General features: G+C 72.7%; 25 protein-coding genes and 1 pseudogene. 11 read left to right on the forward strand and 15 right to left on the reverse strand.

The genetic code is table 11. The features are described 5' to 3' along the window. Positions 1-9 precede the first annotated feature (9 nt). The 8 genes from ACZ7GZ_RS31135 to ACZ7GZ_RS31170 form a co-directional block, all read right to left on the reverse strand. Complete coding sequence (locus tag ACZ7GZ_RS31135; protein ID WP_471029236.1) at positions 10-459, reverse strand: BlaI/MecI/CopY family transcriptional regulator; 450 nt, start codon at positions 457-459, stop codon at positions 10-12. 161 nt (positions 460-620) lie between these two features. After that, positions 621-800, reverse strand: a complete 180-nt coding sequence (locus tag ACZ7GZ_RS31140; protein WP_471029237.1) for a hypothetical protein — start codon at positions 798-800, stop codon at positions 621-623. A gap of 180 nt (positions 801-980) precedes the next feature. Beyond that, positions 981-1652, reverse strand: a complete 672-nt coding sequence (locus ACZ7GZ_RS31145; RefSeq protein ID WP_471029306.1) for a hypothetical protein — start codon at positions 1650-1652, stop codon at positions 981-983. 176 nt (positions 1653-1828) lie between these two features. Next, positions 1829-2626: a type III pantothenate kinase gene (locus tag ACZ7GZ_RS31150; protein WP_030651508.1), complete on the reverse strand. Its 798-nt coding sequence runs from the start codon at positions 2624-2626 to the stop codon at positions 1829-1831. A 5-nt stretch (positions 2627-2631) separates the two neighbouring features. Beyond that, positions 2632-3609, reverse strand: coding sequence for a carboxylating nicotinate-nucleotide diphosphorylase (nadC, locus tag ACZ7GZ_RS31155; RefSeq protein WP_471029238.1), 978 nt, complete (start codon positions 3607-3609; stop codon positions 2632-2634). Between the two features lie 28 nt (positions 3610-3637). After that, entirely contained in the window at positions 3638-5347 is a 1710-nt protein-coding gene (locus ACZ7GZ_RS31160) for an L-aspartate oxidase (protein WP_471029241.1), read from the reverse strand. Continuing rightward, positions 5344-6336, reverse strand: coding sequence for a pantoate--beta-alanine ligase (panC, locus tag ACZ7GZ_RS31165; protein ID WP_471029243.1), 993 nt, complete (start codon positions 6334-6336; stop codon positions 5344-5346). Before panC ends, ACZ7GZ_RS31160 begins: the two co-directional genes overlap by 4 nt. After that, a complete protein-coding gene (locus tag ACZ7GZ_RS31170; protein ID WP_471029244.1) occupies positions 6333-7289 on the reverse strand; it encodes a Rossmann-like and DUF2520 domain-containing protein in 957 nt (318 codons plus the stop codon). The genes panC and ACZ7GZ_RS31170 overlap by 4 nt, the downstream gene beginning before the upstream one ends. 239 nt (positions 7290-7528) lie before the next feature. Here ACZ7GZ_RS31170 and ACZ7GZ_RS31175 point away from each other — a divergent pair, with 239 nt between their 5' ends. Both ACZ7GZ_RS31175 and ACZ7GZ_RS31180 read left to right on the forward strand, forming a co-directional pair. Beyond that, positions 7529-8710, forward strand: coding sequence for a threonine aldolase family protein (locus tag ACZ7GZ_RS31175; protein ID WP_471029245.1), 1182 nt, complete (start codon positions 7529-7531; stop codon positions 8708-8710). Positions 8711-8806: 96 nt separating this feature from the next. Further along, positions 8807-9055: pseudogene (locus tag ACZ7GZ_RS31180) on the forward strand (ArsR/SmtB family transcription factor); the annotation flags it as partial. 24 nt (positions 9056-9079) lie between these two features. Here ACZ7GZ_RS31180 and ACZ7GZ_RS31185 read toward each other — a convergent pair. Further along, positions 9080-9751: a response regulator gene (locus ACZ7GZ_RS31185; protein WP_471029246.1), complete on the reverse strand. Its 672-nt coding sequence runs from the start codon at positions 9749-9751 to the stop codon at positions 9080-9082. An 80-nt stretch (positions 9752-9831) separates the two neighbouring features. Next, the gene (locus ACZ7GZ_RS31190; RefSeq protein WP_471029247.1) at positions 9832-11037 is read right to left on the reverse strand and encodes a sensor histidine kinase; all 1206 of its coding nucleotides are present in this window, start codon (positions 11035-11037) and stop codon (positions 9832-9834) included. Between the two features lie 118 nt (positions 11038-11155). Here ACZ7GZ_RS31190 and ACZ7GZ_RS31195 point away from each other — a divergent pair, with 118 nt between their 5' ends. Beyond that, positions 11156-12508 (forward strand): SAM-dependent methyltransferase, encoded by a 1353-nt coding sequence (locus ACZ7GZ_RS31195; protein WP_471029250.1) that lies wholly within the window; start codon positions 11156-11158, stop codon positions 12506-12508. A gap of 23 nt (positions 12509-12531) precedes the next feature. Here the strand turns inward: ACZ7GZ_RS31195 and ACZ7GZ_RS31200 are convergent, their stop codons facing one another. Next, a complete protein-coding gene (locus ACZ7GZ_RS31200) occupies positions 12532-13683 on the reverse strand; it encodes an NADH-quinone oxidoreductase subunit D (RefSeq protein ID WP_471029252.1) in 1152 nt (383 codons plus the stop codon). Between the two features lie 31 nt (positions 13684-13714). Here ACZ7GZ_RS31200 and ACZ7GZ_RS31205 point away from each other — a divergent pair, with 31 nt between their 5' ends. Further along, a complete protein-coding gene (locus ACZ7GZ_RS31205; protein WP_471029253.1) occupies positions 13715-14218 on the forward strand; it encodes a PH domain-containing protein in 504 nt (167 codons plus the stop codon). 32 nt (positions 14219-14250) lie between these two features. Then, positions 14251-15633 carry a PH domain-containing protein gene (locus ACZ7GZ_RS31210; RefSeq protein ID WP_471029308.1) on the forward strand — a complete coding sequence of 461 codons (1383 nt, stop codon included), beginning with the start codon at positions 14251-14253 and terminating at the stop codon, positions 15631-15633. 58 nt (positions 15634-15691) lie between these two features. Here ACZ7GZ_RS31210 and ACZ7GZ_RS31215 read toward each other — a convergent pair whose 3' ends face one another. Then, positions 15692-17125, reverse strand: a complete 1434-nt coding sequence (locus tag ACZ7GZ_RS31215; RefSeq protein ID WP_471029254.1) for a hypothetical protein — start codon at positions 17123-17125, stop codon at positions 15692-15694. 97 nt (positions 17126-17222) lie between these two features. After that, positions 17223-18350: an alpha/beta hydrolase gene (locus tag ACZ7GZ_RS31220; protein WP_471029256.1), complete on the reverse strand. Its 1128-nt coding sequence runs from the start codon at positions 18348-18350 to the stop codon at positions 17223-17225. Between the two features lie 226 nt (positions 18351-18576). On the opposite strand from ACZ7GZ_RS31220, the gene ACZ7GZ_RS31225 reads away from it, so the two are divergent. The 6 genes from ACZ7GZ_RS31225 (at position 18577) to ACZ7GZ_RS31250 (ending at position 23869) form a co-directional block, all read left to right on the forward strand. Beyond that, positions 18577-20391, forward strand: coding sequence for a phosphatidylglycerol lysyltransferase domain-containing protein (locus ACZ7GZ_RS31225; protein ID WP_471029258.1), 1815 nt, complete (start codon positions 18577-18579; stop codon positions 20389-20391). Between the two features lie 144 nt (positions 20392-20535). After that, positions 20536-21561 (forward strand): dihydropteroate synthase, encoded by a 1026-nt coding sequence (folP, locus tag ACZ7GZ_RS31230; RefSeq protein WP_471029260.1) that lies wholly within the window; start codon positions 20536-20538, stop codon positions 21559-21561. Then, positions 21558-22091: a nuclear transport factor 2 family protein gene (locus tag ACZ7GZ_RS31235; RefSeq protein ID WP_471029262.1), complete on the forward strand. Its 534-nt coding sequence runs from the start codon at positions 21558-21560 to the stop codon at positions 22089-22091. The genes folP and ACZ7GZ_RS31235 overlap by 4 nt, the downstream gene beginning before the upstream one ends. A 249-nt stretch (positions 22092-22340) precedes the next feature. Continuing rightward, positions 22341-22700 carry a dihydroneopterin aldolase gene (folB, locus tag ACZ7GZ_RS31240; RefSeq protein WP_471029264.1) on the forward strand — a complete coding sequence of 120 codons (360 nt, stop codon included), beginning with the start codon at positions 22341-22343 and terminating at the stop codon, positions 22698-22700. After that, positions 22697-23308, forward strand: coding sequence for a 2-amino-4-hydroxy-6-hydroxymethyldihydropteridine diphosphokinase (gene folK / locus ACZ7GZ_RS31245; protein ID WP_471029265.1), 612 nt, complete (start codon positions 22697-22699; stop codon positions 23306-23308). The genes folB and folK overlap by 4 nt, the downstream gene beginning before the upstream one ends. A 72-nt stretch (positions 23309-23380) precedes the next feature. Continuing rightward, positions 23381-23869, forward strand: coding sequence for a DUF3180 domain-containing protein (locus tag ACZ7GZ_RS31250; RefSeq protein ID WP_471029266.1), 489 nt, complete (start codon positions 23381-23383; stop codon positions 23867-23869). A gap of 24 nt (positions 23870-23893) precedes the next feature. On the opposite strand, the gene folE is transcribed toward ACZ7GZ_RS31250, so the two are convergent. Both folE and ftsH read right to left on the reverse strand, forming a co-directional pair. Next, the gene (gene folE, locus ACZ7GZ_RS31255) at positions 23894-24499 is read right to left on the reverse strand and encodes a GTP cyclohydrolase I FolE (RefSeq protein ID WP_360089884.1); all 606 of its coding nucleotides are present in this window, start codon (positions 24497-24499) and stop codon (positions 23894-23896) included. Between the two features lie 135 nt (positions 24500-24634). Then, positions 24635-26674, reverse strand: coding sequence for an ATP-dependent zinc metalloprotease FtsH (gene ftsH, locus ACZ7GZ_RS31260; protein WP_471029309.1), 2040 nt, complete (start codon positions 26672-26674; stop codon positions 24635-24637). Between the last annotated feature and the right edge of the window lie 33 nt (positions 26675-26707).

Consider the following 26707-nt stretch of genomic DNA (forward strand, 5'->3'; position numbering starts at 1 on the left):
GAGCGGACGCTATCGCCCGTCCGCGGCCCCGGCCGAGCCGGGGTTCTCCTCTTGCCGGGCTTCGGGCGCCTGCTGTTGCGCGGCTTCCTCTTGCGCGGCTTCCCGTTGCCGCGGCTCGGGGGCCTGAACGGTTTCCGGGCCCTGGACGATGCGTACGGCGTCGCTGAGGGCCTGGCGCTGTTCCTCGCTCATCATCCCGAAGAAGGCGACGAGTGCGGCGGCCGGGTTGTCGCTCTGCGACCAGGCGTCGTTCATGAGGGCGGCGGCGTACGCGGCCCGTGTCGAGACGGCCTCATATCGATAGGCCCGCCCTTCCGCCTCGCGGCGGACCCAGCCCTTCTGATGGAGATTGTCCAAAACGGTCATCACGGTGGTGTACGCGATGGAGCGTTCCTGCTGGAGGTCTTCCAGGACTTCTCGAACGGTCACCGGGCGGTTCCACTTCCACACCCGCGTCATGACCGCGTCTTCGAGTTCTCCCAATGGGCGAGGCACAACTCAGAACAATAGTGGGAGATCCACGCAATGGCGTGCCGGACGTGCACTAAACCCGTGAATGGGAACAAAAAGGGCGTACGACTCGAAGCCGCACCGGGACAGCGCCCGCCCGGCGGGCCGACTCAGGCGTCGCCGCCGGCGGAGGCCTGACGTGCACCCTCGGCGCGTGCGAGGGCCGCGTCGACGGCGGCGTCCTCCTTGGCCTTGGCGGCCCCGCCCTGGGTCTTCACGATCACCCTGACCACACCGACGAAGAACACGGCCATCACGACCGGGGGCACGAGCGCGGAGACGTAGTCCATGCCTCCAGAGTAGCCACGGGACACCGGGCGAAAGGTACGGGGTACGCGAACCGCCCCGGCCGTCGCCGAAAGCCACCCGCACCGCCGACGCCGACGCCCGCACGGGGTTGCGCGTGGTGCCAGTGGTGCTGATGGTGCCGTTGGTGCCGTTGGTGCCGGTGGTGGGGACCGGCGCGGTGCTCAGCCGGCGGCCAGCTGGCGGCTCTCGGCCGGGTCCGCCGGGGGCGTCGGCTTGCGGCGCGGGAAGACCTCCCCCGGCGTCGGGATGGGCCGCTTCGGCGCGGCCGGCTCCGCGGCGGGCCGCTCCGCGGGCGCCGGCCCGGGCTTGGGCGCCGGCTTCGTCGCGGGGCTCTGTGCGGGCTTCTGCGCCGGTTTCTGCGACTCCTCGGCCTGCCGCGCCCCGGAGTCCGCCCCGCCGCCCGGAAGGGCCAGCAGACGGGTGCGTGAGGGCGGCACGGCGGGTGCGGGCACCCTGCGCGCGCCCTGCGCGAACCGGGCCCGAACGTCCTGCTCGGCCAGCCCCTGGCAGCGGTCCAGCAGCACGGCCGCCACCGGGTTGCCGCGCAGCGCCCGCAGTGCGGCGAGATCGTCCGGCGTCGGCCGGTGCCCAGCCCCCAGCGCCTCCTCCAGAAGGGTGAGGTAGCCGGCGGCGGTACCCGGGAGCGCGGCCCGGTACCGGCCGAGGTCGGCCACCAGGAAAGCGCGCAGTCTCGCCCCCTCGCGCATCGCCTCGTCGAGCGACTCTGCGAGCCGGAAACAGTCCTTGACGTCCTCGGCGGACGCTTGGCCGGGGTGAAGGGCGAGGGCGAGGGCGCGGCGGAGCACACGCAGCTCCTCCACGCCGAACGCCATGCCGCCGCGGGATCCGTATGGCGTGGGCATGCGGCGACGCTACCGCTAATCGGACAAAAGTGACGGATCGGGATGTTTTTTCGACGCGTGTCGCTCCCGGTTTCCCCCGACCGGGGCCACGGACACGGCGCCACCCACGCGCGCGTGAGAACCGGCGCCCCAGGGCGCCGGTCGCCTCACAGCCGCGACACGTTCCGCTCGTACACCAGGCGCAGCCCGATCAGCGTCAGCCACGGCTGGTGCTCGTCGATCACCGACGACTCCCCCAGCACCATCGGCGCGAGCCCGCCCGTGGCGATCACCGTGACGTCGTCCGGGTCGTCGGCCAGCTCCCGCGCCATCCGGCTGACGACCCCGTCGACCTGCCCCGCGAAGCCGTACACGATGCCGGCCTGCATGGCCTCGACGGTGTTCTTGCCGATCACACTGCGCGGCCGGGCCACCTCGATCTTCCGCAGCTGCGCGCCCTTGACGCCGAGCGCCTCCACGGAGATCTCGATGCCGGGCGCGATGACGCCGCCCACGTACTCCCCGCGCGCGGAGACCGCGTCGAACGTGGTCGCCGTACCGAAGTCGACGACGATCGCCGGGCCGCCGTACAGCTCGACGGCCGCCACCGCGTTGATGATCCGGTCCGCGCCGACCTCCTTGGGGTTGTCGGTGAGGATCGGCACGCCCGTCTTCACGCCCGGCTCGACGAGGACGGCGGGGACGTCGCCGTAGTAGCGCCGGGTGACCTCGCGCAGTTCGTGCAGCACCGACGGAACCGTCGCGCAGATCGCGATGCCGTCGATGCCGTCGCCCAGCTCCTCGCCGAGCAGCGGGTGCATGCCCATCAGGCCCTGCAGCAGCACCGCCAGCTCGTCCGCCGTGCGGCGCGCGTCCGTGGAGATGCGCCAGTGCTCGACGATGTCCTCGCCGTCGAACAGCCCGAGGACGGTGTGCGTGTTGCCGACGTCGATCGTGAGCAGCATGGCCGTTACTCCGCCTCGCGCAGGTCCAGGCCGATGTCCAGGATCGGCGAGGAGTGGGTCAGCGCGCCGACGGCCAGGAAGTCCACGCCCGTGTCGGCGTACACGCGCGCGACGTCGAGCGTCAGCCGCCCGGAGGCCTCCAGCAGCGCCCGGCCGCGGACGATCCCGACGGCCTCCGCGCACTCGTCGGGCGTGAAGTTGTCCAGCAGGATCAGGTCCGCGCCCGCGTCGACCACCTCGCGCAGCTGGTGCAGGGTGTCGACCTCCACCTCGATCGGCACCTCCGGGAACTGCTCCCGGACGGCCTTGAAGGCCTGCGCGACACCGCCGGCGGCGACCACGTGGTTGTCCTTCACCAGGGCCGCGTCGGACAGCGACATGCGGTGGTTGACGCCGCCGCCGCAACGGACGGCGAACTTCTCCAGCGAGCGCAGCCCGGGGGTCGTCTTACGGGTGTCCCGCACCCGCGTCCTGGTGCCCTCCAGCGCGTCCGCCCACGCGCGCGTGGCGGTCGCGATGCCGGACAGGCGGCACAGGATGTTCAGCGCGCTGCGCTCGGCGGTCAGCAGGTCACGCGTGCGTGTCGTGACCGACAGCAGCTTCTGCCCGGCCTCGATCCGGTCGCCGTCCTCGACGTGCCGCTCGACCTCGAACTCGTCCGTGCAGACCACGGAGAGCACGGCCTCGGCGACCCTGAGGCCCGCCACGACGCCCGCCTCACGCGCGGTGAAGTCGCCGGTGGCGACGGTCTCCTCGGGGATGGTCGCGACGGTCGTCACGTCCACGCCGCCGTCCAGGTCCTCCTGGATGGCCACGTTGGCGATGTCCTCGACCTCTACGGGATCGAGCCCGGCGGCGGCCAGCAGCTCGGCGAGCGCGGGGTCGAGCCCGCTCTCCAGGTACTCCTCGTCGCCCTCGGCGCCGCAGGCGCAGCCGTCGCCGCAGCCGCCGGCGGGGGCGAGGGGAAGGTCGTCGGTGCTCACGTTCGTCACTGCTCCTGGGCGCTGGGTGTTACCGGGTAGGGGGGAAGTCTGCGGTGTCAGTGGTGTGCACGGCCAGCGACCGGTCGGGGTTCAGCCGTACGACGATGTGGCGCCGCCAGTGGGTGTCGTCGCGCTCGGGGCCGTCCTCGCGCCAGTGGCAGCCGCGGGTCTCCTCGCGCAGCCGCGCGGCGGCGACCAGGACGCGGGCGACGCACAGGAGGTTGGTGGCCTCCCAGGTGTCGACGCCGGGCTCGGCGGTCTTGCCGTTCTCGTCGAGGGCGTCACGGGCCTCGCTGTGCAGCTGCTGGAGCTGCCCGGCAGCCTTCGCGAGGGACTCCTCCGAGCGCAGCACGCCCGCGCCCTCGGTCATGATCCGCTGGATGGCGAACCGGGTCTCGGGGGCGAGCAGCGGCTGCGCCGGCCTCTCGGGGTCCGGGACGGGCTGGGGCACGCGCGCGTGGAGACCGTCCTCCGCTCGCACGGCGGCGATGTCGGCGGCGATCCGCTCGGCGTAGACGAGGCCTTCGAGGAGGGAGTTGGAGGCGAGCCGGTTCGCGCCGTGCACGCCGGTGCAGGCGACCTCGCCGCACGCGTACAGGCCGGGCACGGTCGTGCGTCCCTGCGCGTCGGCGCGGACGCCTCCGGAGGCGTAGTGGGCGGCCGGGGCGATCGGGATGGGCTCGGTGACCGGGTCGATGCCGTTGGCGCGGCAGGCGGCGAGAATGGTCGGGAAGCGGTGCTCCCACATCTCGGCGCCGAAGTGCCGGGCGTCGAGGAACATGTGCTCGGCGTCCTGCTCCAGCATCCGCCGCAGGATGCCCTTGGCGACGATGTCCCGGGGCGCCAGCTCGGCCAGCTCGTGCTGCCCGACCATGAAGCGCACACCGTCGGCGTCCACCAGGTGGGCGCCCTCGCCGCGCACCGCCTCGGAGACCAGCGGCTGCTGACCCTCGGCCTCCGGGCCGAGGAACAGCACGGTGGGGTGGAACTGCACGAACTCCAGGTCGCTGACCTCGGCGCCCGCGCGCAGCGCCAGCGCCACGCCGTCACCGGTCGACACGGACGGGTTGGTGGTCGCGGAGAACACCTGGCCCATGCCGCCGGTCGCGAGGACCACCGCGGGGGCGTGCACGGCGCCCACGCCGTCGTGCTGGCCCTCGCCCATCACGTGCAGCGTGACCCCGGCCGTACGGCCCTCGGCGTCGGTGAGCAGGTCCAGCACGAGCGCGTTCTCGACGGTGCGCAGCCCACGCGCGCGTACGGCCTCCACGAGCGCCCGGGAGACCTCCGCGCCGGTCGCGTCGCCGCCCGCGTGGGCGATCCGGCGCCGGTGGTGGCCGCCCTCGCGGGTGAGGTGGATGTCGCCCTCGTCGTCGGTGTCGAAGTGGGCGCCGGTGGAGATCAGCCGCCGCACCGCGTCGGGGCCCTCGGTGACGAGGATCCGTACGGCCTCCTCGTCGCACAGGCCCGCGCCCGCGACCAGGGTGTCCCCGAGGTGCTGTTCGGGCGTGTCGCCCTCGCCGAGCGCCGCGGCGATGCCGCCCTGCGCCCAGCGCGTGGAGCCGTCGTCCAGGCGGGCCTTGGTGACGACGACGGTCGTCAGGCCCGCGGCGTCGCAGCGCAGGGCCGCGGTCAGACCGGCCACTCCGGAGCCGACGACGACCACGTCCGCCGGGATGGACCACCCGGGGGCGGGCGCGTGCAGTCGTATGCCTGTGCTGGTGCCTGTGCTGGTCACGAGGCGGCTCCGAAGGTGAGAGGGAGGTTGTCGATCAGCCGGGTCGTGCCGACCCGGGCGGCGACGGCGAGGACGGCCTCGCCGGTGAAGTCGTCACCGATCTCGGTGAAGTCGGACGGGTCGACGAGGGCCAGGTAGTCCAGTGCGAGCGGCGGGACGAGGCGCGCGGCCTCGTCCAGCACCTGCCGTGCGGCCGCGCGGACGGCCGCCGGGCCGCCGGGGGACGCCGTGGCGACCGCGTGTGCGTCGGCGGCCGCGCGGGACTCCCCGAGGGCGCTCAGCGCCTCGGCACGCGCGTGCGTGGAGGGCACTTCCCGGGCACGCGCGCGCAGCGCCTCCTGCGCGGCGTGCCGGTCGCGGCCCGCGAACAGCGCGCCGGACAGCGCGAGCGCGGTACGGCGCTCGTCGGGCGAGAGGTAGCGGTTGCGGCTGGACAGGGCCAGCCCGTCCTCCTCGCGCACGGTCGGTACGCCGACGATCTCGACGCCGAAGTTCAGATCCCGCACCATGCGCCGGATCAGGGCCAGCTGCTGGGCGTCCTTCTGCCCGTACAGCGCCACGTCGGGCCGGGTGAGGTGCAGCAGCTTGGCGACGACGGTGAGCATGCCGTCGAAGTGGCCGGGCCGCGAGGCGCCCTCCAGGCGTTCGCCCATGGGGCCGGCGGTGATCCGGACCTGGGGGGCACCGCCGGGGTAGACCTCGTCCACGGACGGCGCGAACACCGCGTCCGCGCCGGCCTGCTCGGCGAGCTTCAGGTCGGCGTCGAGGGTGCGCGGGTAGCGGTCCAGGTCCTCGCCCGCGCCGAACTGCAGCGGGTTGACGAAGACGGTGACGACGACCTCGCCGTCCGGCCCCGCGATCTCGCGCGCCGTGCGGATCAGGGTGGCGTGGCCCTCGTGCAGGGCGCCCATGGTCATCACGACGGCGCGGCGACCGCGGCGCACGCGCGCGTGCAGCTCGCCGGCGGTGCTCAGCAGGGCGGTGGTCATCGGTCGTTCCCCTCGGTGCCGTGAGTGCCGTTCGTGCCGTTCGTGCCGTCGGCGCCGTCGGCCAGGACGCCGAGCAGGTCCTCGGCGAGTTCGGGCTTCAGCAGGCCGTGCGCGAGTGCCCGGTCGGCGGTCGCGCGGGCCATCGCGACGTAGCCCGCGACGGTCTGCGGGGCGTGCGTGCGCAGCTCGGTGATGTGCGCGGCGACCGTGCCGGCGTCCCCGCGCGCGACGGGCCCGGTGAGCGCCAGGTCACCGGAGCGCAGCGCGTTGTCCAGGGCGGCGCCGAGCAGCGGGCCGAGCATCCGGTCGGGCGCCCCGACGCCGGCCGTGCGCAGCAGCTCCATCGACTGGGCGACCAGGGTCACCAGGTGGTTGGCGCCGAGCGCGAGGGCCGCGTGGTAGAGCGGGCGGTTCTGCTCGCTGATCCACTCGGGCTCGCCGCCCATCTCGATGACGAGGGCCTCGGCGGCGAGCCGCAGCTCCTCGGGCGCGGTGACGCCGAAGGAGCAGCCGGCGAGGCGCTGGACGTCCACGGGGGTGCCGGTGAAGGTCATCGCCGGGTGCAGGGCCAGCGGCAGCGCGCCCGCGCGCAGGGCGGGGTCGAGGACGCCCGCGCCGTACCGGCCGGAAGTGTGCACGAGCAGCTGCCCGGGCCGTACCGCACCGGTCTCGGCGAGGCCGGTGACCAGGCTGGGCAGGACGTCGTCGGGGACGGTGAGCAGCACCAGGTCGGCGCGCTGCAGGACTTCGGCGGGCGGCACCAGCGGCACGTCCGGGAGCATGGTCTCGGCGCGCCGCCGGGAGGCGTCGGAGACGCCCGAGACGGCCACCGGGCGATGCCCGGCGAGCTGGAGGGACGCGGCGAGCGCGGGGCCCACGCGGCCGGCGCCGACGACGCCGACGGTGAGCCGCGCGGGGCGGTCCTTGAGGTCTGGCTGGTGGACTGTACTCACGCGACGGCGGCCTTCCCGTTCCAGTCCGCTCTGGGTACCGGACGATTTCTCGTCATGTTAACGCTATCTCGATCCGGCGCCGACCGGTTGTCCACAGGCTGTGGGTTACGCCACGTGTACGCGCCGCAGCCGCGTGTCCGCCCGTGCCCTTGGCCGTGGCCTGGGCCCGCGCGGGCCCAAGGCGCCGGCGCTCCGAAATCCGGCTGCCCGCCCGGCCTCCGGCACGGCATGATCCGCCCATGACCGATACGACGGAGCGGGACGAAGAGCGGCAGACGGAACAGTCCCCGCAGGAGCGGCTGCGGGAACGGCGCCGGGTCGCCTTCGCGAAGGCGGAACGCGTGCTGTCGCGCCCGGGCCTCAGACGCACGATCCGGGAGCGGCTGGCAGACCTCCAGGAAGCGGCACCCGAGGTGTACGACCTGGACCAGCCCGCGGACATGTACGGCAACGGGATCGTGGCGGACCTGGAGGAACGGGTCGCTGCCCTGCTCGGCGCGGAGGCCGCCGCGTTCTTCCCGACCGGCACGATGGCCCAGCAGGTGGCCCTGCGCTGCTGGGCGGGCCGCACCGGCAACCACACGGTCGCCCTGCACGCCCTGGCCCACCCGGAGGTGCACGAACGGCATGCGTTCAGCGAGGTCAGCGGGTTGCGGCCGGTGCGCGTGACCAGTGAGCCCCGGCTGCCCACCGCCGCCGAGATACGCGACTTCGACGAGCCCTTCGGCGCGCTGATGCTGGAACTGCCCCTCCGGGACGCCGGTTTCGTGCTGCCCACCTGGGAGGAGCTGACCGAGGTCGTCGAGGCCGCGCGGGAGCGCGACGCGGTGGTGCACATCGACGGAGCGCGCCTGTGGGAGTGCACGGTCCGCTTCGGCCGGCCCCTGGCGGAGATCGCGGGCCTGGCCGACAGCGTCTACGTGTCGTTCTACAAGTCCCTCGACGGTTTCGGCGGCGCCGCGCTGGCCGGACCGAGGACGCTGGTGGAGGAGGCGAAGACATGGCGGCACCGGTACGGCGGCATGGTCTTCCAGCAGTTCCCCACCGTGCTGTCGGCCCTCGCCGGCCTGGAGCGCGAGCTGCCCCGGCTGCCGGACTACGTGCGGCACGCGCGCGTGGTCGCCGCCGCGCTGCGCGAGGGTCTCGCCGCGGCCGGGGTCCCGTGGGCGCGCGTGCACCCCGGGGAACCGCACACCCACGACTTCCAGGTCTGGCTGCCGTACGACCCGGACGTCGTGATGGAGGCGGCGGTGCGCCAGGCCGAGGAGACGGGGACGTTCCTCTTCGCCAATCCCTGGGACCGCGGCGGGCCCGGGGTCTCCTTCAGCGAGGTCGCCGTACGCTCGCCGGGCCTGGAGTGGACGGCGGACGACGTACGGGCGGCCGTCGCCGACTTCACGCGCCGGCTGCCCGCAGGGTGATCGCGCGGTGGCGCACGCCCGCGCTTGTGAGCACAGCGCGCGCGGGCGCACGGACACAGGGCACGCCGGCGCGGGGCGCGCGGGCGCGTGACACGCAGGCGCAGGGCGCTGGCCCACCCGGTGCGGTTGCGGCTGTGCCGGCATCTCGCCCGGTCCCCGCACACCACCGGCGAACTGGCCGACGCCCACGGCATGTCGGCCCCCGAGATATCCCGGCACCTCGCGGTGCTGAAGAAGGCGGGCCTGATCACCGACTGCCGCCGCGGCCGGTACGTCCAGCACCACCTGGACCTGGCGGCGGTGGCCCGGCTGGGCAGCGACTTCATCGAGGGCGTCCTGCGCTGAGGCCGCGCCCGGGCGGCTCCCGCGTCAGCCGTGCCCGCCCGCGCGCACCAGCCCCGTCTCGTAGGCCAGCACCACGACCTGGACCCGGTCGCGCAGGCCGAGCTTGGTCAGGATGCGGCCCACATGGGTCTTCACCGTCGCCTCGCTCAGCACCAGCCGGGCCGCGATCTCACCGTTGGACAGGCCCTGTGCGACCAGCACCATCACCTCGCGCTCGCGCTCGGTGAGCCGCTCCAGCTCCTTGTGCTGCGGTTCCTTGCCGGCGGAGGGCAGCATCGGCGCGAAGCGGTCCAGCAGACGCCGGGTGGTGGAGGGCGCCACGACCGCGTCGCCGCTGTGCACGGCACGGATCGCGGCCAGCAGATCACCGGGCGGTACGTCCTTGAGCATGAAGCCGGAGGCGCCCGCCTTCAGCCCGGAGAAGGCGTACTCGTCGAGGTCGAACGTGGTCAGGATCAGCACCTTGGGCGGGTTGGGATCGGCGCAGATCCGCCGGGTGGCCTCCACGCCGTCCAGCTTCGGCATGCGGACGTCCATCAGGACGACGTCGACGGCCGTGGACCGCAGCACCTGCAGGGCCTCGACGCCGTCGCCCGCCTCCGCGACGACCTCCATGTCCGGCTGGGCGGCGAGCACCATCCGGAACCCGGTGCGCAGCAGCACCTGGTCGTCGACGAGCATCACGCGGATCGTCATCGGGCCTCTTTCGTTCGGGGCGGTGGGAGTTGCTTCGGGGTGAGGGTGTTACTGGTGTCAACGGGGGGCGCGCGGCTGCGTCAGTGCGCCGGTTTGAGCGGCAGCAGGGCGCTGATGCGGAATCCTCCGCCCGGACGCGGGCCTGCGTCCAGGGTGCCGCCGACCATACCGACCCGCTCCCGCATGCCGATCAGACCGTGTCCCTGGCCGTCGGCACCGCCCTCCTCGTACAGCTCGTGCGGGGCGCCCTTGCCGTCGTCCTCGACGAGCAGGCCGAGCCCGTCGTCGAAGTAGACCAGCCGCACGCTCGCGCCCGCGTTGGGCCCGCCGTGCTTGCGCGTGTTGGTGAGCGCCTCCTGGACGATCCGGTACGCGGTCAGCTCCACGCCGCTGGGCAGCGGACGCGGGGTGCCCTCGACCTTGAAGTCGACCGGGAGGCCCGAGCTGCGGCACTGCTCGATGAGGTCGTCGATCTGCCCGACGTCCGGCTGGGGGACGTACTCCCCGCCCTCCTGGTGCTCGCCGGTACGCAGCACGCCCAGCAGACGGCGCATCTCGGCGAGGGCCTGACGGCCGGTGGAGGAGATCGTCTCCAGCGCCTTCTTGGCCTGGTCGGGCGCGGCGTCGAGGACATAGGCGGCGCCGTCCGCCTGCACCACCATCACCGACACGTTGTGCGCGACGACATCGTGCAGCTCCCGGGCGATACGGGCGCGCTCGGCGGCCACCGCGACCTTCGACTGCGCCTCGCGCTCCTTCTCCAGGCGGGCCGCGCGCTCCTCCAGCTGGGCGAAGTAGGCACGCCGGGTGCGCATGGAGTCACCGAGCACCCAGGCGAGCGCGAAGGGCACCGTCTGGAAGACGACCAGGGCCACCTCCCCGGCGAAGCTGGAGTGCTCGACCGGCCAGCGGATCTGGGCGAGGGCCGCCGCGACGAAGCTGACGGCGAGCGCCAGCCGGGATGCCCAGCGAGCGCCGACCGCCGCGACGGTGTAGGTGATCACCAGCATGGCGAAGTCGGCGAGGGTCGTCCCCACGTCCAGGACCAGCTGGGCCAGCCCGGTCGCGCACGCGACCAGCAGCATCGCCTCCGGGTAGCGGCGGCGCAGCGCGACGACGACACCCATGACGACGGACACGGTCATCGCCGCGGCGACCGACCCGTGGTGCCCCGGCGCCCCGTTCAGATTGGCCACGCTCACGCCGGACAGCCCGAGCAGGACGACGGCCCAGAAGGCGTCGACCCCGGTCGGGTGGCGGCGGAGGAAGTCGTAGAGGCGCTGCACGTAACCCAGCGTAGGGAAACCGGATGCGTGCATGGGTCAACCGGAGGGCCGATCCGCGCACGGCGCGTGTACTCCGCAAGGTGGAGGAAGTGATCATCTGTGCGCCTAGTCTGTTGCGGTGACGGATGAGACGGCACCGGAAGCGGAACGGTCCCCGGGCGACGGACACGACGCCCGCGGCCGGCACGGCCGGCCTGGCCTGCGGCACGGATCACACGTGCGCGGCTGGCGTACGGCCACCGAAGCGGCTCTGTACGGCCCCGGCGGCTTCTACCGCCGCCCGGAGGGCCCGGCCGGTCACTTCCGTACGTCCGTGCACGCGTCCGCGCTGTTCGCGCAGGCCGTGGCCCGGCTGCTGCGCCGGGTCGACGAGGTGCTGGGACGGCCCCCGGTGCTGGACTTCGTCGACATGGGGGCGGGGCGCGGCGAGCTGGTCACCGGCGTGCTCGCCGCTCTGCCCGCCGACGTGGCCGCACGCACGCGCGGGTACGCCGTCGAGCTCTCCGACCGCCCGGCCGGCCTGGACGACCGGATCACCTGGCTGGACACACCCCCCGCCGCCGTCACGGGGCTGCTGTTCGCCAACGAGTGGCTGGACAACGTGCCTGTGGACGTCGCCGAGGTCGACCCCGCGGGAGTCCCCCGGCTGGTGCTCGTCGGCGACGACGGCAGCGAGCGGCTCGGGGAGCCCGTGACCGGCGTGGACGCGGAGTGGCTCGCGCGCTGGTGGCCGCTGCCCGCGGAGGAAGGACTGCGCGCCGAGATCGGGCTGCCCCGGGACCTGGCGTGGGCGTCGGTGGTGGGCCGGGTGGTGCGCGGGCTCGCGGTGGCGGTGGACTACGCGCACACCGTCGACACGCGTCCCCCGTTCGGGACCCTCACCGGCTTCCGGGAAGGGCGCGAGACGGCGCCCGTGCCGGACGGGTCGTGCGACATCACAGCACACGTCGCCCTGGACGCGTGCGCGGCGGCGCCCACGGCGCACACGCCCCCCGGCACGCCAGAGGAGACGGCGCGCACGGCTTGCGACACGGCGCGCGCGATCACGGAGACAGTGCGCCCGCCCGAAGACACACCCCGCGCTCGCTCGGACACGCCGGACGCGCCCCTGGACACGGCTCGCCCAGCCAGGACCACGGCGCGCCCACCCGCGGATACGCCCCGGAACCCGGCGCGCAACCCCCTGGACAGCGCGCAGAGCCCGACATGCACGCCCTTGGACGCGGCGCAGAGGCCTGCCGGTGCGGCGCGCACACTGCCGGCCGCGCGCCTGCTCACGCAGCGCGCCGCTCTGCACGCCCTGCACATCACCGGCGCGCGCCCCCCGCTCGCGCTGGCCTCCACGGATCCCACCGCCTACGTGCGTGCCCTCGCGAGCGCCGGGGAGGCCGCCGAGCTCACCGCCCCGGGCGGCCTCGGCGACTTCGGCTGGCTGGTCCAGCCGGTTGGAATTCCGGACCCGCTCGTCTGACCGGGCCCCCGCCCGAGGCCGGCCTACTTGTCGATGTCGCCGACCACGAAGAACATCGAGCCCAGGATCGCCACCATGTCCGCCACCAGCGTCCCCGGCAGCAGCTCGGTCAGCGCCTGGATGTTGTTGTACGAGGCCGAGCGCAGCTTGAGCCGGTACGGCGTCTTCTCGCCCCTGCTGACCAGGTAGTAGCCGTTGATGCCGAGCGGGTTCTCGGTCCACGCGTACGTGTGCCCCTCGGGCGCCTTCAGCACCTTCGGCAGCCGCTGGTTGATCGGCCCGGGCGGCAGCTCGGCGAGCCGGTCCAGGCAGGCGTCGGCCAGGTCCAGCGCGTTGTGCGTCTGCTCCAGCAGGACCTCGAAACGGGCGAGACAGTCGCCCTCGCTCCGGGTGACGACCTTCAGCGTGTCCTGGAGGTCGCCGTACGCCAGGTACGGCTCGTCGCGGCGCAGGTCGAAGTCGACGCCCGAGGCGCGCGCGATGGGCCCGCTCACGCCGTAGGCGTGCACGGTTTCCGGCGTCATCGCGCCGACCCCGCGCGTGCGCCCCCGGAAGATCTCGTTGCCGAGCACCAGGTCGTCGAAGACGTCCATGCGCGAGCGCACGGCGGCGACGGCGGCACGCGCGCGTGCCGTCCACCCGGCCGGCAGGTCCTCCTTGAGGCCGCCGACGCGGTTGAACATGTAGTGCATGCGCCCGCCGGAGACCTCCTCCATGACGTTCTGCAGCACCTCGCGCTCCCGGAACGCGTAGAACACCGGGGTGATGCCGCCCAGCTCCAGCGGGTAGGACCCGAGGAACATCAGGTGGTTCAGAACCCGGTTCAGCTCGGCGAGCAGCGTGCGTGTCCACACCGCCCGCCCGGGCACCTCCATGCCGAGCATCCGCTCCACGGCGAGGACCACGCCCAGCTCGTTCGAGAACGCCGACAGCCAGTCGTGGCGGTTGGCGAGCATGATGATCTGGCGGTAGTCGCGGGCCTCGAAGAGCTTCTCGGCACCGCGGTGCATATAGCCGATCACCGGCTCCGCGCGCACGATGCGCTCCCCGTCCAGCACGAGCCTGAGCCGCAGCACGCCGTGCGTGGACGGGTGCTGTGGCCCGATGTTGAGCACCATGTCGGTGCTCTCCGCGGCGCCGCCGATTCCGACCGTGGTCTCCGTCGTAGGAGTCATGGCCCCAGTTTCCCCTACGTACGCTGGGCCCATGGAAACGGGGAGCCCGGAGGAGACCGGGATAGCGGGGGCCGAGTCGGCGTGGCGGGGGCTGCATCCCGCTCTGGTGCGGGTGCGGCGGCTGCTGGTGGTGGTGTGGACGGCGGTGCTCACGGTCGCCGTCGGGTTGCTGCTGGGCCTGCTCGTGGGGCCCGCGTGGGCCGCCTTCGCGCTGCTGCCGCCGGCTCTCGCCGCGTGGTGCTGGCGGCTGGTGGAGCGCAACTGGCGCTCGTGGCGCTACGCCGAGCGCGGGGACGACCTGCTGATCAGCCGTGGTGTCCTGTGGCGCGAGGAGACGGTGGTCCCGTACGGGCGGATGCAGCTGGTGGAGGTCACCTCCGGGCCCGTCGAGCGGCGCTTCGGGCTGGCCACCGTGCAACTGCACACGGCGGCCGCCGCGACGGACGCCACCATCCCCGGCCTGACCCCGGCCGAGGCGGAACGGCTGCGCGACCGGCTCACCGAGCTGGGCGAAGCACGATCGGCGGGCCTGTGACGCCCCCCGGCCACGACGACACCGCGGACGGTATAGCCAACACGGACCGCGGAGGCGGCGCGGAAGGCCCTGCCGACGCCGGGAGCGCCGGGAGTACCGGGGGCGCCCAGGGCGCTGAGGGGCGCGCGGCCGTGATCGAGCGCCGGCTGCATCCCGTCACGCCCTTCCGGCGGGCGTGGGCGCCGGTCGCCGTACTCGCCGGATGGGCGGTGCACGACCCGGACACGATGCAGCAGCAGCTGGAACGGCTGACCACCACCGTGCTGCTGCTGGGCCTCGCCGTGCTGGTACCGGTGGCCGGCCTCTACGGCTTCCTGTCCTGGTGGTTCACGCACTTCGCGGTCACCGACACCGAACTGCGCATCCGGACGGGTCTGTTGTTCCGGCGCACCGCGCACATCCGGCTGGAGCGCGTCCAGGCCGTGGACGTCTCCCGTCCCCTCCTCGCGCGCGTGGCGGGCGTCGCCAAGCTGCGGATCGACGTCGTGGGTGCCGACGACAAGGACGAACTGGCCTTCCTGGGTGAGCAGGAGGCGCGCGCCCTGCGCGCGGAGCTGCTTGCGCGCGCGGCGGGCTTCGCACCGGAGACGGCGCGCGGAGTCGGCGAGGCACCGGCGCACGAGCTGCTGCGCGTGCCCCCGCGCGCGCTGGCGCTCTCCCTGGCGCTGACGGGCGCCACCTGGGGCTCGTTGTGCGCCGCGGTCGTGGTACCGACCGTGCTGTGGTTCACCACCGACAACCTGTGGACGGTCGTCGCGACCGCCCTGCCGCTGCTCGGTGCGGCCGGCGCGAGCAGCGCGGGGCGGTTCGCCGGCGAGTTCGACTGGAAGGTGAGCGAGTCACCGGACGGGCTGCGCATCGACCACGGACTGCTCGACCGTGCGCATGAGACGATCCCGCCCGGCCGGGTGCAGACCGTGCGGATCGTGGAGCCGCTGCTGTGGCGGCGGCGCGGCTGGGTGCGGGTGGAACTGGATGTGGCCGGGTCCGACAACTCGGTGCTGGTGCCGGTCGCCCCGCGCCCGATCGCCGAGTCGGTCATCGCGCGCGTGCTGCCGGGCGTGACGGTGCCTCGGGCGCTGACGCGTCCCCCGGCCCGGGCCCGCTGGTGCGTGCCGGTGTGGTGGCGCGGCCACCGGCTCGCGGTCACCGACACCGTGTTCGCCACCCGGCACGGCCTGCTGGGCCGCCGGCTCTCGCTGGTCCCGCACGCCAAGGTGCAGAGCGTACGGCTGAGTCAGGGACCCTGGGGGCGGTTGTGGCGGCTCGCCGACGTCCACGTGGACACCGGAGCCGACAAGACCGTGACGGCCCGTCTGCGGGACGCTGAGGAGGCCGCGCGGTTCCTGCACGCCCAGGCGGAGAGGTCCCGTACGGGCCGCCGGGACGCCCGTCCGGACCGCTGGATGACCTGAGGCCCGGCTCCCCTGCGCGGGAAACCGGGCCTTGTCGTCCTTATGGCCGGATGAGAGCTCAGGAAGCCGCGCCGCGCAGCCTCTGCACGTCGATCTGCTCGGTCTCGTCGTGCGCGGTCAGGTCGATGACCTGGCCGACGCCCTGCGACTGTGCGTCGGCCTGCTTGAACGCGGCCTCGGACTCGGCCTTGTGCACGGCGAGGGCCTCCTCGCCGACGACGTCGGCGAGATCCTCGTTCTGCACGGAGTCCAGCGCGCCCTTCGGTGCGTCCTTCTGGGTGCCGAAGAAGTCGAAACCGCCCTCGACCGCCGGGCGCCGTGCGGGCGCGGCCGGTACGACGGCCACCGCGGTCGGCACCGTGAAGTGCCCGGCGGGCGCCTGCGCCCCGGGCCCCGCGAGGTCGGCCGGTGCCATGGGGGCGGCGGCCGCGCGCGCGTGCCCGACGACCGCCCCGGACTGCCCCTCCGCCTCGTCCTCCTGGGCGTCCGGCGCACCGGCCTCGCTCCGAGAGGCACCGGCGCCGTCCGTCACTCCGCGGTCCGTCGCACCGTCCACCGCACCGTCCACCGCAGCTTCCAGCGCGCCTTCTCGGGCGCCCTCCGCGACGGCTTCTGCGGTGGCGACGGAATCGGCACCGTCCGCATCGGACCTGCGCCCGTCGGCCTTGCCCGCCGGGACGGCATCGGCATCGGCCTCGTCGGCGTCCGCTGCGCGGACCTCGGGACCGGCCGGCTTCCCCACCGTGTCCCCGGCAGCCGCAGCCTCGGGGACCACGGGCACCGACGCTTCCCCTGCTTCCTTCGCTGAGTCGGCCGATGCGTCGCCGTCGAACCGGGCCAGGGCCGTCAGGGCCTTTCGGTACAGCCCGGCGCCCTCGGGCGAGAACACCGCGGAAGCCGCCGGCTCGTCCCCGGAGTCCTCCCCGGCGTCACCGGCGAGCGCACTCGCCTCGGCGGACTCGTCTGTCTCCTCCACGGCGGCCGGCTCCGGCTCGGCGCTGCGCGCGGGCGGCAGCGCGGGCGCGGAGGACGGTTCGGCGGCCTCGATCTCCAGCAGCCGGCGTCCTTCCAGGGCGGTCGCACGCTCGGTCTCCGCCGTGGCGTACCGGCGCAGCAGGGCCGCGTGCTCGTTGCGCAGGCCGGCCAGCTCCGCACGCTTGGCGCGCAGCCGCTGTTCCAGCTTGGCGCGCAGCTCGCGCGACTCCTCCAGGTCGGTCTCCAGTTCGGCGACCCGCTCCTCGTACCGCCATTCGTCGCCGGCACGCGCGCGTGTCAGCTCGGCGACCTGCTTGCCCGCCTGCGCGTCCCAGCGGCGCATCACGACCGCGCCGGCGACCGCGGTCGCGGCGGCGGCTGCGGCCAGGGCGCGCAACACCATGGCCCCGGAGAACGCCCAGGGACCCAGTGCGCAGACGATGGAGACACCGGCGATCGCCGACGGGGGCAACAGCCGGTGCAGAGGTGGTGAATGGCGGTGGCGTCCACGTGGCATGGCCAGAAACTTACCGCGCGTAGGCGAATCGCGGACCCCCGCCCCGTAAAAACACGGATACGACACCGGCTTCACGGGGCGTCAGGGGTGCGGCGGCTCAGCGGTCGGTGAGCCGCCCGCTCATCCACTGCAGCGTCGGCGGGATCTCGCGCCGCCAGGTGTTGAAGTTGTGCCCGCCGCTGTCGAGGATGATCGACGATATCCGGGTCAGGTTCGTGGCCTGCACGCCCGCGATGAACTTGAGCGTGGCCTTGTAGTTGTGCTCGCCGACCTTGCTGCTGGTGACGAGCAGCGAGGTGTCCGGCGCCTGCTCGTGCTTGAGCAGCCAGGACAGGTCGGCGCGGTTCTGCAGCTGCTTGTCGCCGTGGAAGAGGTCGCCGGTGGTGGGGTCGACCGGCGCCTTGTAGTAGGGCGACAGGCCCGCGGCGGCGGCGTACGCGTCGGGGTGGTGCATGGCGAGCTTGAGCGCGCAGTAGCCGCCCGTGGAGTCACCGATGACGCCCCAGCTGCCGGGCCGCTTGCCGACCCGGTAGTGCGCGAGGACGGCCTCCGGCAGGTCCTTCGCAAAAAACGTTTCTGTCTGCGGTCCGCCCGGGACGTCCACGCACTCGGTGTCCCGCGGCGGCGCCACGGTCGGCCGCAGCATCACCAGGATCATCGGCTGCATCTTCCCGTCCTTGGCCAGCTGCTGCGCCGTGCGCGGGTAGTGGAGCTTGTCCACCAGTGCCTGCGCCGTACCCGGGTAGCCGGTCAGGACGACCGCCGCCGGGAACGTACGCGTGCGGTACTGCGGCTGGAAGTACTCCGGCGGCAGGTAGACGAACGCCGGCGCGGCGATGTGGCTCCGCCGGCCGGTGATGTCGACCTTCTGGACCTGCCCGGTCGCCTGCGGACCGTTAGCGCGCACGCCCGGGACGCCGGACGACGAGAGCACCTGGACCGGGCCGCCGGTGCCGCCGCCCGACGCGTGGTCGACGACGACACCCTGATCCGTCTCCTGGCCGAACAGGTCGGCCCAGCTGGCGTAGAACCCGAAGGCCTGGTTGGCGGCCAGACCCACGGAGGCGAAGAGCGCCAGCTGGGTACCGAGGAGCAGCCCGACCCGTCCGCTGACGGCCCGCCAGCTCTGCCGGGCCAGCCGCGGCCACAGCCACACCGTGCCGACGAACAGTACGGCGGCGAGAACGACCGCCAGCAGCAGCACTTTGTTGCTCGTGAGACCCATGGGCTGTTACCTGCCTGCGCTTTCCGCCCGGCACCCGCCCATGCTTCGTCGCGAGGGCTTGCCCGGGGCTTTCCTGGCCTTTGACCCGACTTTCCGGTGGGGAGTGAACCTCTCTCCCCGAGACACCGTCCTAGAGGGCGCAATGTCGCCGGATGCCCGCTCGGGCCCGGGTTCAAGGTCTCTCGCAGAACTACGGGATGCGATGTCTGTCAGGATAGATGGGGAAATGTCGGGCGAGGTTCCGAGTCGATCAAGCCGGGCGCGGCGCATACTGCGCGGCCCGCAGCCCGAGGCCGTCCCCGCTCTGGTCGGCAGGGCGGCCGCCCTTGTGGGCGTCCTGGACATTGCCGCGGGCGTGTTCCCGCGCTTCCGGCACAGCCGTATGCACGCCATCGCCGAGGTGCTGCCGGGCTCGTTCGGCCCCTTCGCAGCGGCGCTCTCGCTGAGCACCGGCGTGCTGTTGCTGCTGCTCGCGCACGGGCTCAAACGGCGCAAACGCCGGGCGTGGCGCGCCGCGGTCGCGCTGCTGCCGGTGGGCGCGGTGGCTCAGTTCGCGTACCGGCACTCGGTCGTCGGCGCGCTGATCGCCGTCGCGCTGCTCGTGCCGCTGCTGCTCCATCGTGACCAGTTCGCGGCGCTGCCCGACCCGCGCAGCAGGTGGCGCGCGCTCGCCAACTTCGTCCTCATGAGCGCCGGTTCGCTCTTCCTCGGACTCGTCATCGTCAGCGTCCACCCGCACCGGACGATCGGCGACCCGAGCCTCGCCGACCGGCTCACGCACGTCGTCTACGGCCTGTTCGGCTTCGAGGGACCCGTCGACTACCAGGGCAACGCGTCCTGGACCGTCGCCTTCTCCCTCGGCGCCCTCGGCTGGATCACCGCCGTCACCACCATCTACCTGGCGTTCCGCCCCGAGCACCCGGCCGCCCGCCTCACCGAGGAGGATGAGGCCCAGCTGCGGGCCCTGCTGGAGAAGCACGGCAGGCGCGACTCCCTCGGCCACTTCGCGCTGCGCCGCGACAAGGCGGTCGTCTTCTCCCCCAGCGGCAAGGCCGCGGTGACCTACCGCGTCGTCTCCGGCGTGATGCTCGCCAGCGGCGACCCCATCGGCGACGTCGAGGCCTGGCCCGGCGCCATCGAGCGCTTCATGGACGAGGCCAAGGCGCACTCCTGGACCCCCGCCGTCATGGGCTGTTCGGAGACAGGCGGTGAGGTGTGGACCCGCGAGACCGGCCTGGACGCCCTGGAACTGGGCGACGAGGCGGTGGTGGACGTCGCGGATTTCTCCCTCGCCGGACGCGCGATGCGCAACGTCCGACAAATGGTCAAGCGCATCGAGCGAGCCGGCTACGAAACCCGGGTACGGCGCATCCGTGACCTCGGTGACACCGAGCTGGAGCGCATCCGCCGGGCGGCGGAGGACTGGCGGGGCACCGACACCGAGCGCGGCTTCTCCATGGCGCTCGGCCGGATCGGCGACCCCACCGACGGCGACTGCCTGATCGCCACCGCCCACAAGCAGGACGACGAGCCCGGCGAGTACGGCGACCTGAAGGCGGTCCTGCACTTCGTGCCCTGGGGCAAGGACGGCGCCTCGCTCGACCTGATGCGCCGTGACCGCAGCGCGGACCCGGGCATGAACGAGCTGCTGATCGTCGCCGCCCTGCAGGCCGCCCCGAAGTTCGGCATCACCCGCGTCTCACTGAACTTCGCGATGTTCCGCTCCGCCCTCGCGCGCGGCGAGAAGATCGGCGCCGGTCCGGTGCTGCGCGCCTGGCGCGGGCTGCTCGTGTTCCTCTCGCGCTGGTTCCAGATCGAGTCGCTGTACAAGTTCAACGCCAAGTTCCAGCCGCGCTGGGAGCCCCGCTTCGTGGTCTACCGGCACTCCGCCGACCTGCCCCGCATCGGCTTCGCCGCCATGCAGGCGGAGGGCTTCGTGAACCTCGCGCTGCCGCTCCCGCGCTTCCTGCGCCGGCGCAGGGCGGCGGCCGAGCGCCCCTGCGCGCACGCCGTGGCGGAACGCGACGTCCGCGCGGCCTGACGCACCGCGGGACGCACTGAGCGCCGCATGACCGTACGGCGCGGCCAGGACGGGCCCGGGCGGGCACCCCACCCCCTCCAGCACAGGGGCTCCCGCCCGGGCCGCCGCGCGTTTGCGGCATCCTCCTGGGCCTACGCTGAACGTATGAACAACCTCAGCGGGCGCGGCCAGGTGGCTGGCCTTCCGGCATGGGACCGGTGCGCGGTCATGGGTGTCGTCAACGTGACCCCCGATTCCTTCTCCGACGGCGGCCGCTGGTTCGACACGACCGTCGCCGTCAAACACGGCCTGGACCTCGTCTCCGAAGGCGCGGACCTGGTCGACGTCGGCGGCGAGTCCACCCGTCCCGGCGCCACCCGGGTGGACGAGGCCGAGGAGCTCAGGCGCGTCATCCCGGTCGTCCGCGGCCTCGCCTCCGAAGGCGTCGTCGTCTCCGTCGACACCATGCGCGCCTCCGTCGCCGAACAGTCCCTCGCGGCCGGCGCCGCCCTCGTCAACGACGTCAGCGGCGGCCTCGCCGACCCCGCGATGATCCCGGTCGTCGCCGACGCGGGCGCCCCGTTCGTCGTCATGCACTGGCGCGGCTTCCTCCAGGGCGGCAACGCCAGGGGTGTCTACGACGACGTCGTCGGCGAAGTCGTGGGGGAGCTGCACGCGCGCGTGGAGGCCGTCCTCGCCGGCGGCATCGCCCCCGACCGCATCATCGTCGACCCGGGCCTCGGCTTCTCCAAGGAGGCCGAGCACGACCTCACCCTCCTCGCTCACCTCGACCGCCTGCGCGCCCTCGGCCACCCCCTGCTCGTGGCCGCCTCCCGCAAGCGGTTCCTCGGCCGCGTCCTCGCCGGCCCGCAGGGCGCACCCCCGCCGGCCCGGGAACGCGACGCCGCCACGGCCGCCGTCTCCGCACTCGCGGCGCACTCCGGCGCGTGGGCAGTGCGCGTACACGAGGTACACGCCACCGCGGACGCGGTACGCGTCGCGCGCGCCGTGGAGAAGGCGCGGATGGCCGGGTCTGCGCCGAGCGCTCGAGATGCAGGCAGGGCGCCTGAGGCAGGGCACGCGCCGGACGCGGGGGGTGAGCGCGGGGCGCACGGTGGTGAGGGCACCGGGCGCGGAAGTGGACGTGCGCCTGGCGCCGGTGACGAGCGCGGGGCGGCAGGAGCCCGGTGAGCGCCCCCCATACCGACGTCGAGCAGGTGGAGGCCGCCAACACCGCCTTCTACGAGGCGATGGAACGCGGCGACTTCGAGGAGCTGTCCTCGCTCTGGCTCACCCCCGCCGACCTGGGCGTGGACGAGGAGTACCACGACCCGGCGGACGCCGGCGTGATCTCCTGCGTCCACCCCGGCTGGCCGGTGCTCACCGGGCGCGGCGAGGTCCTCAGGTCGTACGCCCTGATCATGGCCCACACCGACTACATCCAGTTCTTCCTCACCGACGTGCACGTCTCCGTCACCGGCGACACCGCCCTCGTCACCTGCAGCGAGAACATCCTCAGCGGCGGCCCCGCACCTGAGGACGGCGCGGAACTGGGACCGCTGGTCGGCCAGCTCGTCGTCGCCACGAACGTGTTCCGGCGCACACCGTCAGGCTGGAAGCTCTGGTCGCACCACGCCTCCCCCGTCCTGGCGGAGAGCGACGACGAGGACGGTGAGACCGGCGTCAACGGCGTGAATCCGGACGACGGGCCCCTCTCCTGAGCGGGTGGACGCCCCCGGAGGACCAAGAAGTGGTTGGAATCACCTACCCCGGGGTAGAAGCCGCTACCAACCCATGACAAGGCCGGGTTTCCCCAGGGAAACACGAGATGAACCCTCGTGGTCCCGGCCCGGGCCCCGCGCCCTGCAGCCCGGCTTTGTCAGTGCCCGCAGGTAGATTCGTCTGAGGCCGGTGTGCCGCCCGCACGTGGTACGGACCGGTCCTTCCCGACGATTGCAGGAGTGATTCGCGTGGATCGTGTCGCGCTGCGCGGCCTCAAGGCCCGCGGGCACCACGGTGTGTTCCCCAGGGAGCGCGAGGAGGGCCAGACCTTCATCGTCGACCTCGTCCTGGGGCTGGACACCCGGCCGGCCGCGGCCGACGACGACCTGGCGAAGACCGCGCACTACGGCATCGTGGCCGAAGAGGTCGTGGCCGTGGTCGAGGGCGAGCCGGTGAACCTCATCGAGACCCTCGCCGAGCGGATCGCCCGGACCTGCCTGAAGCACGAAGGGGTCCAGGAGGTCGAGGTCTGCGTTCACAAGCCGGACGCTCCGATCACCGTTCCCTTCGACGACGTGACCGTCACCATCACCCGGAGCCGAGTATGACCCGACCTTTCCTGCAGGGTCACAGCGACCCGACCGTCCAGCCGGTGCCCGCCTCGGTCGTCGAACAGGTCGACGCCGCCGACACGACGCTGCACAACCCCAAGTGGGCCGTCATCTCCATCGGCTCCAACCTCGGCAACCGCCTGGAGACCCTCCAGGGCGCCGTCGACGCCCTGGAGGACACCCCCGGGGTCCGTGTGAAGGCCGTCTCCCCGGTGTACGAGACCGAGCCCTGGGGTGTCGAGCCCGGCAGCCAGCCGTCGTACTTCAACGCGGTCGTGGCCCTCAAGACCACCCTGCCCCCGGCCTCCCTGCTGGAGCGGGCGCACGCCATCGAGGAGGCGTACAAACGCGTCCGCGACGAGCACTGGGGCCCGCGCACCCTGGACGTCGACATCGTCGCCTACGCCGACGTCACCTCCGACGACCCGCACCTCACCCTCCCCCACCCGCGCGCCCATGAGCGCGCCTTCGTGCTGGCGCCCTGGCACGACGTGGATCCGCAGGCCCAGCTGCCCGGCCATGGCACGGTGGCCGATCTGCTGTCGGCCCTCACCCGGGCCGGCGTCGAGCCCCGCGCGGACCTGGAACTCCGACTGCCCGAGTAGTCGTTAAGGTCAAGACGACAAGGTCGTGAACGACCGCCGTCCGGACCGGTCCGGGGGAGCTGAAGGGACACCGTGAGAGAGCTGCGCATCAGGGTGCTGGCGGGCGTTTTCGTCGTCGCCGGCGTCCTGTCCTGGGCGGGCGCCCGCCTCTGGAACTCGATCGGGACCCTTCCCAGCGTCCCCCTGGCCGCCCCCATCGTCCTCGCCCTGATCGCCGTGGTCCTGCTCTCCACGGCGTTCTCGCTGCGCGCCCGGTTCAAGGCCCAGCGCGAGCGCCGCCCCGGAGCGAAGGGCGTCGACCCGCTGATGGCCGCCCGCGCGGTCGTCTTCGGCCAGGCCAGCGCCCTGGTCGCCGCCCTGGTCGCCGGCATGTACGGCGGCACGGGCGTGTTGCTCCTGGAACTCCTCGACATCCCCGCCCGTCGCGACCAGGCCATCTACGCCGGCTTCTCGGTCCTGGCGGGCATCGGGGTCATAGCGGCGGCCCTGTTCCTGGAGCGGGTGTGCAAACTCCCGGAGGACGAGGACCAGAACCACCCGGGAGCGGAACCGGCGGCATGACCGCCGGTTTCCTGAGGCACCGGTTCAGCGCGCCATGATCAGGCTCATGGCCTCGTTCCGCGTCGCCGCGTCCCGCAGCTGACCGCGCACGGCGGACGTTATGGTCTTCGCCCCGGGCTTGCGAATGCCACGCATGGACATGCACATGTGCTCGCACTCGACGACCACGATGACGCCCCGCGGCTCCAGGATCTCCATCAGGGAGTCCGCGATCTGCGTGGTGAGTCGTTCCTGCACCTGCGGTCGCCGGGCGTAGACGTCCACCAGGCGGGCCAGCTTGGACAGGCCGGTGATCTTCCCGGTGACGGACGGGATGTAGCCGACGTGGGCGACGCCCCTGAACGGGACCAGATGGTGCTCACAGGTGCTGTAGACCTCGATGTCCTTCACGAGCACCATCTCGTCGTGCCCCAGGTCGAACGTCGTCGTCAGCACGTCCTCGGGCTTCTGCCACAGGCCCGCGAAGATCTCCTTGTACGCCCGTGCCACCCGCGCCGGCGTCTCTCTCAGGCCTTCCCGGTCCGGGTCCTCGCCGACCGCGATGAGCAGCTCCCGCACGGCGTTCTCGGCGCGCTTCTCGTCGAACTCGCCGATCTGGCCCTCGCCGTCCAGCGTCACGGGGTCGGTCATCTGGTTCCTCGTTCCTGTGCCTCTTTACGCGGGACGCAAGCCACGCGTCTGTGTGCGGACATACGAACGCCGCGCCCTCCAGGCTAAAACCCGGCGTGCGCGGCGTTCATTCCAGCCTTGTTGGCCGAAACCCGGTCAGTTCTCCGGGCGGTCCTCCGGGGTCTGGTCCCTGACCGGGGTGGACTCCGTGGCGGTGGACTTGACCGTGCTGATGGCGGCCGTCGCGCCGTTCGCGCCGTTGGTCAGGGCCAGCTCCTTGGGGGAGAGCACCGGCGGGCGGGTGGACGGGGTGCGGCGGGAGGAGCCGGTCCAGGCGGGCCGCGGCGGGCGCTTGTGGATCGGGGCGAAGATCTCGGCGATCTCCTCCTTGCCCAGGGTCTCCTTCTCCAGCAGGTGAAGGACGAGCTGGTCGAGCACGTCGCGGTTCTCGACCAGGATCTCCCAGGCCTCGTTGTGCGCGGTCTCGATGAGCTTCTTGACCTCTTCGTCGACCAGCGCGGCGACCTCTTCCGAGTAGTCACGCTGGTGAGCCATCTCACGTCCCAGGAACGGCTCGCTGTTGTCGCCGCCGAACTTGATGGCGCCGAGCCGCTCGGTCATGCCGTACTGGGTGACCATCGCGCGGGCCAGGTTGGTGGCCTTCTCGATGTCGTTGGCGGCGCCGGTGGTCGGGTCGTGGAAGACCAGTTCCTCGGCGGCGCGACCACCCAGCATGTAGGCGAGCTGGTCGAGCATCTCGTTGCGGGTGGTCGAGTACTTGTCCTCGTCGGGCAGGACCATCGTGTAACCGAGGGCACGGCCGCGGGACAGGATCGTGATCTTGTGGACCGGGTCGGAGTTCGGGGAGGCCGCCGCGACCAGGGCGTGACCGCCCTCGTGGTACGCGGTGATCTTCTTCTCCTTGTCCGACATGATCCGGGTCCGCTTCTGCGGGCCCGCGACCACACGGTCGATCGCCTCGTCCAGCGCCCTGTTGTCGATCAGCTTCTGGTCGCCGCGGGCGGTCAGCAGAGCCGCCTCGTTGAGGACGTTCGCCAGGTCGGCACCCGTCATGCCGGGGGTGCGGCGGGCGACGGCGGCCAGGTCGACGTCGCGGGCGACCGGCTTGCCCTTCTGGTGAACCTTGAGGATCTCCAGGCGGCCCTGCAGGTCCGGCGGGTCGACCGCGATCTGGCGGTCGAAGCGGCCGGGGCGGAGCAGCGCCGGGTCGAGGATGTCGGGGCGGTTGGTGGCGGCGATGAGGATCACGCCGCCCTTGACGTCGAAGCCGTCCATCTCGACGAGCAGCTGGTTCAGGGTCTGCTCGCGCTCGTCGTGACCACCGCCGAGGCCGGCGCCGCGGTGGCGGCCGACCGCGTCGATCTCGTCGACGAAGACGATCGCCGGGGCGTTCGCCTTGGCCTGCTCGAACAGGTCACGGACGCGGGAGGCGCCGACACCGACGAACATCTCGACGAAGTCGGAGCCGGAGATCGAGTAGAAGGGGACGCCCGCCTCGCCGGCCACGGCACGCGCGAGCAGCGTCTTGCCGGTACCCGGGCGGCCGTAGAGCAGCACGCCCTTGGGGATCTTGGCGCCGACGGCCTGGAACTTGGCCGGCTCCTGCAGGAACTCCTTGATCTCGTGGAGCTCCTCGACGGCCTCGTCACAGCCGGCGACGTCGGAGAAGGTCGTCTTCGGGGTGTCCTTGGTGATGAGCTTGGCCTTGGACTTGCCGAAGTTCATGACCCGGGAGCCGCCGCCCTGCATCTGATTCATCAGGAACAGGAAGACGACGACGATCAGGACGAAGGGCAGCAGGGAGAGCAGGACGCCGACGAACGGGTTCTGCTTGGACGGCGAGACCGTATAGCCGTCGGGGATCTGCTTGTCCTGGTACTTGGTCTGCAGCGAGCCGGCGAGCTGGGCGCCCTGGTCGCCGATGTAGCTTGCCTGGATCTTGGAGCTGCCGTCGACCTTCTGGCCGTCCTTGAGGGTGGCCTTGATGGTCTGCTCGTCGCCTGTGGTCAGCTTGGCCGACTGGACCCTGTTGTCATTGATCGCGGCAATGACCTGGCCGGTGTCCACCGTCTTGTAGCCGCCGGACGAGCCGACGACCTGCATCAACACGACCACGGCAAGGACGGCCAGCACGATCCACATGACCGGCCCACGGAAGTATCGCTTCACGTCCATCCATACGGAGCGGTGCCGCCCCGTCCCTCCTGC

The organism is Streptomyces sp. NPDC037288 (assembly GCF_055603265.1).